The 11,944-nt window shown below is 44.3% G+C and carries 12 protein-coding genes and 2 pseudogenes; 5 read left to right on the top strand and 9 right to left on the bottom strand.

What is annotated here, in order from left to right; translation table 11 throughout:
• Nucleotides 1-52: 52 nt before the first annotated feature.
• The 8 genes and pseudogenes from OCV70_RS00180 to OCV70_RS00145 form a co-directional block, all read right to left on the bottom strand.
• Complete coding sequence (locus OCV70_RS00180; RefSeq protein ID WP_178818151.1) at nt 53-541, bottom strand: antirestriction protein ArdA; 489 nt, start codon at nt 539-541, stop codon at nt 53-55.
• Between the two features lie 129 nt (nt 542-670).
• Nucleotides 671-892, bottom strand: coding sequence for a hypothetical protein (locus tag OCV70_RS00175; RefSeq protein WP_002570387.1), 222 nt, complete (start codon nt 890-892; stop codon nt 671-673).
• 51 nt (nt 893-943) lie between these two features.
• A complete protein-coding gene (mobT, locus tag OCV70_RS00170; protein WP_262579166.1) occupies nt 944-2,167 on the bottom strand; it encodes a MobT family relaxase in 1,224 nt (407 codons plus the stop codon).
• A 152-nt stretch (nt 2,168-2,319) separates the two neighbouring features.
• Entirely contained in the window at nt 2,320-3,717 is a 1,398-nt protein-coding gene (locus tag OCV70_RS00165; RefSeq protein ID WP_262578959.1) for an FtsK/SpoIIIE domain-containing protein, read from the bottom strand.
• A gap of 34 nt (nt 3,718-3,751) precedes the next feature.
• Nucleotides 3,752-4,129: a YdcP family protein gene (locus tag OCV70_RS00160; RefSeq protein ID WP_118044302.1), complete on the bottom strand. Its 378-nt coding sequence runs from the start codon at nt 4,127-4,129 to the stop codon at nt 3,752-3,754.
• A 21-nt stretch (nt 4,130-4,150) separates the two neighbouring features.
• Entirely contained in the window at nt 4,151-4,465 is a 315-nt protein-coding gene (locus tag OCV70_RS00155; protein ID WP_002578441.1) for a YdcP family protein, read from the bottom strand.
• A 112-nt stretch (nt 4,466-4,577) separates the two neighbouring features.
• Entirely contained in the window at nt 4,578-5,645 is a 1,068-nt protein-coding gene (locus OCV70_RS00150) for a DNA cytosine methyltransferase (protein WP_262579165.1), read from the bottom strand.
• Nucleotides 5,646-6,018: 373 nt separating this feature from the next.
• Nucleotides 6,019-6,327, bottom strand: a pseudogene (locus tag OCV70_RS00145) (IS1634 family transposase); the annotation flags it as partial.
• Nucleotides 6,328-6,938: 611 nt separating this feature from the next.
• On the opposite strand from OCV70_RS00145, the pseudogene OCV70_RS19480 reads away from it, so the two are divergent.
• Nucleotides 6,939-7,342 (top strand): annotated as a pseudogene (locus tag OCV70_RS19480) (recombinase family protein); the annotation flags it as partial.
• Nucleotides 7,308-7,487, top strand: a complete 180-nt coding sequence (locus OCV70_RS00135) for a hypothetical protein (protein WP_173766000.1) — start codon at nt 7,308-7,310, stop codon at nt 7,485-7,487. The pseudogene OCV70_RS19480 and the gene OCV70_RS00135, both read left to right, overlap by 35 nt.
• 133 nt (nt 7,488-7,620) lie before the next feature.
• Here the strand turns inward: OCV70_RS00135 and OCV70_RS00130 are convergent, their stop codons facing one another.
• A complete protein-coding gene (locus OCV70_RS00130; RefSeq protein ID WP_117850472.1) occupies nt 7,621-8,511 on the bottom strand; it encodes a helix-turn-helix transcriptional regulator in 891 nt (296 codons plus the stop codon).
• Nucleotides 8,512-8,826: 315 nt separating this feature from the next.
• On the opposite strand from OCV70_RS00130, the gene OCV70_RS00125 reads away from it, so the two are divergent.
• The 3 genes from OCV70_RS00125 (at nt 8,827) to OCV70_RS00115 (ending at nt 11,944) form a co-directional block, all read left to right on the top strand.
• Nucleotides 8,827-10,119: an ABC transporter substrate-binding protein gene (locus OCV70_RS00125; protein ID WP_117850470.1), complete on the top strand. Its 1,293-nt coding sequence runs from the start codon at nt 8,827-8,829 to the stop codon at nt 10,117-10,119.
• Between the two features lie 79 nt (nt 10,120-10,198).
• On the top strand, nt 10,199-11,086 hold the full coding sequence (locus OCV70_RS00120) for a carbohydrate ABC transporter permease (RefSeq protein WP_117850467.1): 888 nt from the start codon (nt 10,199-10,201) through the stop codon (nt 11,084-11,086).
• A 12-nt stretch (nt 11,087-11,098) separates the two neighbouring features.
• Complete coding sequence (locus OCV70_RS00115; RefSeq protein WP_117850464.1) at nt 11,099-11,944, top strand: carbohydrate ABC transporter permease; 846 nt, start codon at nt 11,099-11,101, stop codon at nt 11,942-11,944.

Genomic DNA, 11,944 nt, shown 5'->3' with positions numbered 1-11,944 from the left:
CGCCCCTGAATAAAAAACCCGCCTGTATTTCCTGAAAGAGATACAGACGAGTCTACCGTAAGATTTCATATACGCCGTGGTTCGTGACAATAAAGGTTCCATCCAATTCCATGTCACGCCCATAGGCTGCATAGTCGATATAGTTTTGTAAGTGTGCCGGAAGTTCGCCAAGCTGTCCGCTTTCTTCCAGATAGTAGCGAGCCACATCCGCCATATCATCACAGCCGGAATGGCAGATAATATCATCTTCATGCTCACAGAGTTCTTCGATACTGCCAAAGTAGGATTGCAGCTCTGATAGTTCCTCCTGAATGTATTCCGGTAAGTCCTCCACCATTTCACACAGGCGGTTGATTTCCTCAATGGGGGTATATTCGTCAATCTCAAAGGGCAGCTCATAATCATGGATGGCGTATTCCTCATATTCATCATTCAAACCGATACGTTCTTTGACTTCCTCAAAGTCTACAGGCGGCGTGAACCATGCCCCGACCAGTTCGCCCTCATTGTATTTGCCTAAGTTGGCAATGTAAATCCGCATTTCTTCCACAGTGTCACCTCCATTCTCTGTCATGCTCCTTTTGGGGAGTTACGCTCCCCAAGCCCCTAGTGGACTTCCGCCATGAAGCAATCAGAGCTTGCTCCATAACGGAAGTGTAAAATGGGTTTCCTATGCACCGATAATCTTATTGAACAGTTCCAGTAAGATGTCCTTTACACCGTCCGCATTGAAGACCAGACCAACCGCTACAAGGGACACCACCAGAAAGCCAATAAGTTTGGAAAATTCCCTCTTAAATCCGAGGTACAGTCCAATCACCACGATTGCCAGCAGCACAAGGGACTGGGCGTTGGATAAAAACCAGTTGTAAAGATTCTGTCCGAAATTCATAAAAGCTCCTTTCTTTCCTGTAAGATTCCTTATGTTTCAAGATTGCCGCCGTTAAAGCACCACCTCCTTTGCATCGGCGGCTTGCTGTTTCAGGATTTTTTCATGCTTCTCCGTCAGTCTTGCATGGGTGATGATGTCATGGACAATCTGGGTGTGGTTCATCTTATCCAGACGGAGAGCCAGCTTTAACGTGGGGGCTACCTGATGGGAGAGCCAGTGCAGGGTGCGTTCAAAGGAATAGGGTTCCGGTTTGGTTGTCAGTTTCAGGCTTCCCCTGTGTTCCCCGATAAACCACGCCCATTCCTCACTGATACGCCAGTCAGAACGGGGCTTCGTATCGTCCCTGTCCACGAACCGGACATAGCGGTTGATGATTTGAAAGGCTGTCCGTTCTGGATTGTCATGTTCTAACAGGTCACGGATGGCGTAAAAGGCACGCTCATTTTTCAGCCGGATTTCAAAGCGGTTCTTTACCTCTGCGTCTGCAATGGGAATATCATGCTTTTTGTACTGCTCATAGTCTTTTTCATAAATGCAGAAGTACACCTCACTTTGGAGGGAGCCGATATACAGGGTGTTCCCCATACATTCTTTTTCCTCACGCCGCACCAGTTCGCCGCTGCGGTAGCTTTTGAAGCTGCGGAAGACCGAGATACATTCCTCATTCCGGCACTTCTCTGTCAGATGGGGAATGTTCAGGATTCCCGTTTTGTCATTGATGGCAAGGTCAAGCCGCTTCATCACGCCGTCCTCCATGAGAACGTCCATGAAAAACTCATACCAGCTCCGTTCCTGTGCCAGCAGATAGCTTTCAAACTGGCGGCAGCCACGCCCTTTCAGTTCCAGCAGCACCCCTTTTTCCAGTTCCGGCGATACCAGAACGAAAATATCCCCCAGATAGTAATGCTCTGTGTAAGAATAGAAGCCGTAGTCTTCATGGATAAAGTAGGGTAGTTTTAACCGCAGCACGTCTTCCACGATATGCTTCACATCCGTAGTGGGAAAGCGAATCCTCACATAGTCAAAGAGCATTTCAAGGGGATTGTCTGGATTGAAGCGTTCCAGAGCTTCCGTGATGGCTTCCTGTAATGCTTCGGATGGGTGAGCCTTGCCCGTTTCAATATCGCTCAGGTACGGACGGGTGATTCCGGCAGCTAACGCAAGTTTCTGTTGTGAGATACCGTAAACTTCCCGTTTCTCTTTGATGTCCCGTACCCATGTTTCTTCATTCAGTGAAAATCCCTCCTGTCTAAAAAAGCGTATGTCAACTTTCAGAGCCTTGTTGACACACGCCAGATATGGGGAAAATCCCTTATGTACCTTGGGATTCTTCCCTGTTGTTTGGTTGTTGCCTGTCGATTTGTACCCCTCTGTTAGATACGAGGGGTTTATGCTGGCGTGCCTTGCGGCACACCAGCCACAGCAGGTCAGTCCGTTTCTGCGGCTTTCGCTTCGCACGCCGCCTGCACTCCCTGCCTGCTGTCTATGAGCTTTTTTATTTCCTTGAGGAAATCGTGTCCTTTTGGCACAAGGGGCGTATAAAATTCCGAGATAACGCTGGTTCCTACATCCACATAGCCACGCCCCTTTATCTGCTTTAGGAAGAAGTCTTTTGTGGTTTCCCCAAACATCATTCCATAGCCCATTTCCGACATCCGTCCCAGAGCCACACGAAAATTGAACTGGTCACGGATTCCATCCCCCAGATACTTTGCGTCTGGACGCTGGCAGGCGAGAATCAGGAAAAAGCCAGCCTGCCGCCCAAGCATAACGATTTGTTTTAGCTTGTTAAGGACAGCGGCATTTTCCTTTGTACCGAGCATTTCCATAAATGCCACATATTCATCAAAGATAAGGAAATTTGCAGGAAGCCCCAGATAAGCGTAATTTTCCCCTGTCCGGTAATTCTCCATGAGCTTCATGTCTTCGCTGCGTTTCATCATTTCTTCATAGAAACGGTCAATGCAGGCGAGCATATCTTCCTTTTTGTAGTACACATCCGGCATAACCGCCTGTAAGTCCGCAAGGTCGGCGTTCTTCGGGTCTAACACGAACAGGACAGCGTTGGTGCGGAGCAGGGCTTCAATAAGGGTCAGGATGAAGTAGGTCTTTCCACCGCCGGTTCCTCCGGCAATGAGCATATGGGGGAGCTTGTCATACTCCCACCAGATATTTTCCATGAGCCGGAGCCTGCCGTCCTTTGCCTGTACGTCCTCAATGGAGATACGATTGGCAATGGTATCATAGAGCAGGGTGTACTCCACATAGGAATCTTTTAATTCCTTATCCGTCAGCTCACAGTACAAGCCGCTTTCCAGCTTTTTCTCCAAGTTTAAGAGCTGTTCCTGATATTTCCCTAAGGTGATTTCCACACGGATATGGAGCAAGCCCTGTTTCATCCGGTAATAGATTTTGGGAAAGTAAGTGATGGTTTCTTTGGAACGGCTGGAAGACAAGTCTTTGAAAAAAGCGTCTTCTTTTCTCTGCTCTGATTCATACCACTTGTTTTCCAACACCATCCTTGCCAGCTTTTGGCGGTGGATGAGCTGCTTTACTTCGTCCCTGCGGTATCGCCAGAACAGAAGAACTGTTGTAAGACACACCAGCCCTGCCATGCCCATGCTGAATAACAGGTAAGGGATATTTACATCCTGTGCTATCTGGGAGAGGGACACTTCCTGCCAGTTGGTTCCAGCAATCTGCCCTGTATGAAACAGCAGGACAACCAGCAGGAAGACAGGGAACAGGGCGGCAAGGGCAGTATGGAACACAAGGTCTTTATCCGTGGGGCGGATACGTTTTCCACGGGGGAAAAGCTGCTTCATGGGAACAATCCTCCTTTCGTTTTTTAGGTTCCTGTTATTTTACAGGGGGAGCGTCTTTCTTCGGCGGCTGCGGATTCATGGCAGCCCCTTTTTTCAGGATAATATCCTCCGCCTTGATGTACCAGTCCACCTCTGCCCCTTGAAAAGTAGCCGTTGCCACGGTGTCTGCAACCGGATTGATAAGTTCCACCTCTGCGTTGTAATCGAACTCCTTTAATGGCACGCTGGCAGGGATGGAAACCTGAATCATACGCCCCTGTCCTCTGGATTTTAAGTCATAGGTACGCTCCTTGATTTCTTCTGATACCGAGCCATCTTCATTCTGGAGGTGAACCTCACGGCGGAGGGCAGAAAACTTCAATGCCCCGAAAGTTGCTTCCTTATCAATCACGATTCCGTTTGCCAATCTCATAGTCTGATGTCCTCCTTTTCCTTACGCTTTTACCATATCGTCAGCGTGTAAAATGTAGTTGGTAAAGCCCCTTGTGCCGATTTTATAGCCCTCTGCGGTGATACGGGGATTGACGAGCTTCACGCGTTCCTCAAAATCAAAATGTTTCTCTCCGGCTTCGGCAGGGAGGATAACCACAATATCATCCGCCCTCTGTACGTCTGAATACAGGTTGAAGCTGCGGGAGAGTACCGCCATGCGTCCGTTGATTCTTCTCTGTTCTGTTTTGTCTTCTCCGGCAAACTCCAAGTTGCCGAATGTCTTTTCCATGTTGGGGATAACGAATTTTAATTCCATATAGATGTACCTGTCCTTTCTGAAATAATATAGTTGGTTCGATAGCTTCTGTTGATGTTCCATCCGACAACGGAGGAGAACGATTTTTCTCTGTCATACAAAACCGCCTTTCCTATTCATGTATGGTTTCTGCTATTCCTGCCATGATGTAATCAGCACACGGCAGGGCGATTGCGTTTCCAAGTGCTTTGCACCGTGCATTATCACTAATGGGCTGTCCTAAATTTTCATATGCTGTCCACCCCTCCGGTAATCCCATCAGGCGCTCACACTCAACAGGTGTCAAATTTCGGAGAACTCCGTCTTTTTCTTCCCCCTCATACCAGAATGAAATCATATTGACTGCTTTTGCTAGTAAAGTTGGAAAAGGTTCATCTGGCCGTCCGAAACTTGCGAGGAAAGCAGACTGGTTTCCTGATTTTGCAGCACTCCGCATACGCCGTTCCTGAAAGGGGCGGATGACGGGTATTTTCCCCCTTGTTTTATCAAGAGATATTCGACTGGCTCCGGCGGCGGGCAGCCCGTAGTCTGTGCAAGGCGGAGGAATCGGGAACATATCACGGGGCTTAAATAGTATTTCCGCGGAACGTTGTCCTCTAAAATCTGCCACAAGGAAGATTCTCTTTCTTCGCTGAACAAGTCGGGGCTTTCCCCAATACTGGGCATCCATGAGCCGCCAGCACAGGTCAGTCTTTCCCCCTCGCACCATACCGGCGTTAGCCCATCCTCCAGTAGGAGGCATTGAAATTTCGGTATCGGAAAATGATTGCAGCACGGCTCTAAAATCCATCCTGTCATTTGAAGAAAACGCTCCCATGACGTTTTCCCAAACAGCGATAACTGGATATAACCCATTTGTAGCACACCTCATTTCTTCTATAATTCTGATAGCCTGAAAAAACAGTCCTGATTTGCTTCCAGCCAGTCCCTCACGCTTTCCGATTTTAGACAGGTTCTGGCAGGGAGAACCGAATGTAATAATGTGAACAGGAGGGATGTTCCCTCCGTGTATCTTTGTAATATCCCCTAAATGTTCCATGTCTGGGAAGTGGCGTTTTGTTATGGCTATCGGGGATTTTTCAATCTCGCTTGCCCAAACGGGAATAATTCCATTACGGGAAGCCGCAAGAGGGAACACGCCGATTCCGTCAAACAGGCTTCCTAATTTAAGGGCACACATAGACCGCCTTTCGTTTTGCTTTTTCATGTGTTGTTTCCATTTTTCTGCTCCTTTCCAGACAATAAAAAAACACCATCAATGGAAGTCCATTCAATGGCGTTTGCTGTTGTCTGCTCATTTCTCAAGGTAAAGCAGAAAGCCCAATAGAAAAAGACGCAAATCTCAAAATGCGTCTTTTTCCATCTTCATATTCATTTTTTATAAAAGCACCGTCTGCCTGCTGTCTGCAAAGCCTTGATTTTACTGGTTTTCTACTACCATCCTTATCAAAGCCTTGCTAATATGGGTGTTGTGGCCGTTTTTCTTTTTGCAGCGATATGTACTATATTATCCTTGCTTTGATTTTATCTGTTTTGTATTCTTGATGAGGGTCCGCATAAAACCCATCATACATTTCTTCTTTCTGGATCTGTTTTTCATCAAGATCATAAACTTGTTTTTCAGCAATCTCACCATCAGTAGTAACGGAAGTCTTTTTCACGAAACGCATAGGATCGTTTTGGCTCTTCCCTTTTCTTTTGCGCCCAGGTGTTGTGATTATCCGTTCAGCCCTTTCAATTTGTCGGACGCGGATCTTTCTCTGGTAGGCTTTGTACTTAGGAGAATAAGTGACAATTAAAGTCTCATCCATGTCCCCTGTAACAACAGATACTTCCTTGTAGTAGATCGTGTTATAGACTTTATACCGCCTTGTAGAAGAGCGTGCACGCACTGGCAGTTATGAGACCAGAACGCAGATGAGAGGCCGGAAAACAATTCTTACAGAAAAACAGCACCACGATATTCTGGAACTTGTGCAAGAACAACCGGATATCACAATGAAGGAGATTGTCGAAACGTTTCATTTACCTGTAGGCGATGAAGCCGTCAGGCGTTTTCTGATAAAACAAGGTTACACTTATAAGAAACAGTCTTTGCATGCAAAAGAACAGGAGCGTCCCCGATGTGCAGAGAAAACGCAGTCAATGGATAGAAACTATATCTGGTGCAAATGCAGAACATCAAATATATCTCGATGAAAGCGGTATTAATACAAACTTCACAAGACACTATGCACATGCAGTACATGGGAAACGTGCCATTGATATTGGTATCGCTAACGCTGGTGATGGTAAACTCATTCCCGTTGATGGTTTTAAAGGTGTCCATGCCCAACTTGATGCCCGAGAAGAATTCCGACATGGATTCCTGGACGGAAATTTCCTTTTCTATCGTTTCCCTGGATTTCTGCGAATCCTCGTAATTCTTTCTGGCTCGGAGAGAAAATCATATGTTTCCGCAGGCAAGGTCTGGATATGCCGATATCGGCCGGGAACTTATTCCGCTGTCCCTCTGACGCAGGTCAAAAAGCGGAAAACCGCAGCATACGCACGGGTGTCCACCGATCATGAAGATCAGGCATCGAGCTATGAGGCACAGGTAGATTACTACACGAACTACATAAAAAGCCGTGACGATTGGAAATTTGCCGGCATATATGCGGATGAGGGTATTTCAGGCTGCAATACAAAAAGCGTGACGGCTTTAACAGCATGGTGTCGGACGCGCTGGACGGACGCATCGATTTAATCGTAACAAAGAGCGTTTCCAGATTTGCCCGCAACACGGTTGACAGTCTTACGACAATCCGAAAGCTGAAGGAACACGGCACGGAGGTCTATTTTGAAAAAGAAAATATCTGGACATTTGACGGCAAAGCTCGAAATTACACAAGATGCTATTGCACGCAAAAAGGCGCAGCGGCAGATGATGGAAAATTTTATGGAAACGCTGCAGTCCCTGCCGGAGCAGGTCGAGATCCTTGTTTTTGAAAGGTTAGGAAAAATAAAAAGGTATCTGTAAAAATAAAATTGTATCAAAGACAGCGAGAAGATAGAACCTTTCCTCTGACCAGAAAACTGCGAAATGTAGTTATCAGTGAATATCTGGGGGGTATTTGCTGCAAAGCAGCAAATACAGACACCTGCCTCCGGGATTACTTTTTCCCGGAAGCAGGTGTTTTTTGGAATTGTGAATCATACATATTTCGGAATTCTGTGGGAGTGCACAGGTTTAATTGTTTGAACATCCGTAAAAAGGCGGACAGGCTGGAAAAGCCTGATTGTATTGCCACTTCGGTAACAGCAAGCTCCGGATCCAGCAAAAGAGATTTTGCGTATTCAATTCTTTTCTGGTTCAGAAATTTGTAGAAGGAGGAATTAGTATATTGTTTAAAAAGGCGGGCAAAGTGATATTTGCTGAATCCTGCCAGACTGGCAACCTCCTCCAGAGTAAGGTTTTCAGAAAAGTGGTTGCTGATATAGTCGGTGATAAACAGAAATTTCTCCATATATTCTTTCTGATGGTGAATATCACGGTCTCCGTCCTGCTGATGAAAAGCTTTGTGATTTCTGCCAATATCCACAAGGATTTCCAGGAATTTTGCAATGATGGAAATTTCGGAATAGGTGGTAAAATTCATATATTCATCCTTAATTTCTAACATAAGACTGTGGATGTGTTCATAGACCTGTGGATATTCTTCCTTGGTGATCAGAATGGCGGGACTGAGGAGTGGAGTGATCAGATCTAGTTCTTTTAGCTTGATGTGGCTCAGGTCGGGCTGAAAAATAATCCTTTCTCCTGTTGCCGGAGCAAAGAGCTCGTGGAGCATACAGGGACATATAACAAGAATTTCTCCTTCTTTGATATGATAATCGTTATAACCGCAGACTACCCGGTAGTCATTGATAACAGGCATGATCACTTCGAAAGAAGGGTGCCAGTGAGGAGGATAGTTTTCGGCTTCATCATTGTAATAAAGACATATCTGGGTATCTGCTTTGTAATCAACGGTTTCATGAATTCCCTGTAAATTATGGATCATATGGACTCCTTTACACCTAATTATTGCTTTTGATAGCAAATGTTGATTTTTAATGTTTGTGTATATAATGTATCAAAAACATGTGTAAATGGCAATATATAACATTGGAAAAATTGAAATAATAAAAACATATGTCAAAATATATAAAAAAGAATATAAAAATCTATTAAAATTGACATATTGAAGAAAATAGTAGTAGATAAATAGCAAGAATTGATAGCAACATGACAAGAATTATGGAGCCAATCACAGGACATTCTGATATAGTAGAACCATCAAGAAACGAGGTAATGAATCAAAAGGAGGATTAAAAAAATGAACAAGAAGAGATTACTTTCAGTATTACTTTCAGCAGCTATGGTAGCGGGAACCATGGCAGTAGCAGTGCCTGCATATGCAGATGACACAGAGGAAATCACATGGATGTTCTGGGATGATCTGGAAGCTACAGAGGATCTGGTTTCCAAAGGATATAAAAACATTATTGATCGTTTCAATACAGAATACGAAGGGAAATACCATGTAACACCGATCACAACAAACCTGGAAGAATATGACGGAAAATTAAATGCTCTGATCGCAGCAGGACAGACACCGGATGTATATATCTGCAACCCGGGACCGAACATGGATGTATATGTAAATGCAGGAGCAGCAGCAGACCTGACAGACATTCTTGAAAATCAGGAAAAAGACTGGTATGCAACATTTACAGATGGAATCTTTGACAGACTGACTTATGATGGAAAGATCATGGCAGTTCCAACAAACTTCGCAGCAGCCTGTGTATACTATAATACAGAGCTTTTTGAGAAGGCCGGAGTAGAAGTTCCGACTACCTATGATGAACTGATCGATGTATGTAAGAAACTGCAGGATGCTGGTATTACACCAATCTCCTGTTCCGCAGGAACTGCATGGTGCCTGTCAATGATTGCCGGTTATCTTTGTGACCGTTCAGGTGTAGATCTTCAGGCAATCGCAGATCATACAGCAAACTGGACAGACGATAACTGTATTGCAGCAGGTGAGAAATTAAAAGAGTTATCTCAGTATTTCCAGGAAACAGCAGCTGGTGACTCCAATGATCAGGCTACAGCAAACTTCTACAATGGAGATGCAGCAATGCTGGTACAGGGATCATGGGCTATCGCTCAGATCAATGGTAATAATTCTGATTTCCAGAGCAAATGCGGTGTATTCCAGTTCCCTGGAATCGACGGAGCAAATGATCCGAACCGTATGATCGTTAAAACAGACAACTTACTGATGAGTTCTACAACAGAGCATCAGGATGCAGCAATCGCACTGATGAAGATGTTTACAGATGAAGAAGCACAGAAATATACAGCAGAAGTAGCAGGAAAATTCCCGATTATCAAAGATCTTGACATTGACTATGACAAAGCTCCTGCACAGCTGAAATATGTTCAGGATATCATGGACAAAGCAACTGGTACTTTTGGATTCTACAATGAATCTCTGGCATCTGTAGAAGCCGGTGACTGCTTCGACAATGCAATGGTTGATATATTCCTTGGAAACCAGACTCCGGAAGAAGCCTTCCAGACAGTACAGGATTTCTATGAAGAAAACGTCTGGGAATAATTGTGGATAGATAGTACAGAATTTACATGGCTGCTGCGGAAGAAAAAAGTTCCGCAGCAGTTTTTAAATGGAGGCAATTATGGATAAAATTTTACGTAATAAGAAGGCTATTTTCATATTTATCGCACCGGCACTGATCATGTTTGTCCTGGTACTGGTTATCCCTATGGTGCAGATGGTTTATTATTCTTTATGCGATTATGCGGCATTGACACCGCCCAAATTTACCGGACTTGCAAACTATAAAAAGCTATTTTTTCAAGATTCTACATTTAAAATTGCGTTAAAAAACTCTATTTTCTTTATGATCTTTTCTGCTATCACTCAGCAGGTGATCGGCCTTGGTCTTGCAGTTATGCTTACCAATATTAAGAAAGGCAGAAACCTTTTCAAAAATATTTATTATCTTCCATCCGTTCTTTCCTCAGCAGCCTTAGGTCTTTTATGGGCATTTATGTTTAACCCAAAGATCGGTATCAATAATCTGCTGGCACAGTTCGGAATCAAAGGCCCTCTTTGGCTGATGGATTCCAAAGGTTTTATTGTACTTCCCATGTGGGTAATTGCATTTGTTGCCTTATGGCAGTATGTTGGACAGAATATGATGCTTTATATGGCTCAGATCACAGGAATTTCTAGAGACATATATGAAGCTTCTTATATAGATGGCGCATCAAAGACACAGTCATTCCGTTATATTACACTTCCACTGATCAAACCAATGATGGTAACTTCACTTTCATTGAACTGTATCGGTTCTCTTAAATTCTTTGACCTTGTGTATAACATGACTCAGGGTGGACCAAACCACAGAACCGAGGTGCTTGCGACAGAACTTTATGCAGAAGGTTTTAACTATTTTAAATATGGTTATGCCAGTGCGATTTCTGTAGTCTTACTGGTTATGTGTCTGATTGTAACATTATTGGTTAAAAAAGTAATTAAAGTTGAAACTTACGAGGGCTAGGAGGTAACAGAGATGCAGACAAAAAAATCAAGAAAACCGGTAAAGCCTGTTACAGTAATTCTTTATATATTTCTTATTGCACTTGCTGTGATTTATGTGGCTCCGCTGTTATGGATGTTAAGTGTTTCATTCAAAGATAATGCAGGCGTAATGGCAGCTCCATTTGCCCTGCCGGAAGTATTTCACTGGGAAAATTACCAGCAGGCATGGACAATGGGTAAGCTTGGAACTGCACTTGTAAACTCAGTACTGGTCTGTGGGATCACACTTGTAGTCAGTCTGTTTTTTGGAGCAATGGCAGCATTTGCCATTGCAAGAATGCGTTGGAAATTATCAGAAGCAGCACACACATTTTTCCTGATCGGAATGATGGTTCCGGTACATTGTATCCTGATTCCGCTGTTCGTACGTTTTGCAGGGCTGGGATTGACTAACTCAAGAGTAGGTCTGATGATCCCGTATATTACGTTTTCCCTTCCGATGACTATTTTCCTTCTGACAGGATTTTTCAAATCTATGCCTGGAGAGTTGTTTGAGGCAGCAGCCATTGACGGATGTGGAATTTACGGATGTTTTTTCAGAATCGCACTTCCACTTTGCAGAACAGGATTCTTTGTTTCCGGTCTTATGACATTTGTTGGTAACTGGAATGAACTGTTGCTGGCTATGGTATTTATCTCAGACCCGGTAAAGAAAACACTGCCTGTAACACTTACATATTTCGTAGGACCATATGCTACCAACTATGTACAGATGTTCGCGGCGATCATTATCGCAATCGCACCTACCGTTATTGTATACTGCCTGTTCAGTAATCAAATCGTAGAAGGTCTGACTACAGGTGCTGTAAAAGGATGA

This window comes from Blautia acetigignens (assembly GCF_025566865.1).
Taxonomy (GTDB): domain Bacteria; phylum Bacillota; class Clostridia; order Lachnospirales; family Lachnospiraceae; genus Blautia_A; species Blautia_A acetigignens.
This window is presented reverse-complemented; position numbering and strand designations above follow the sequence as displayed.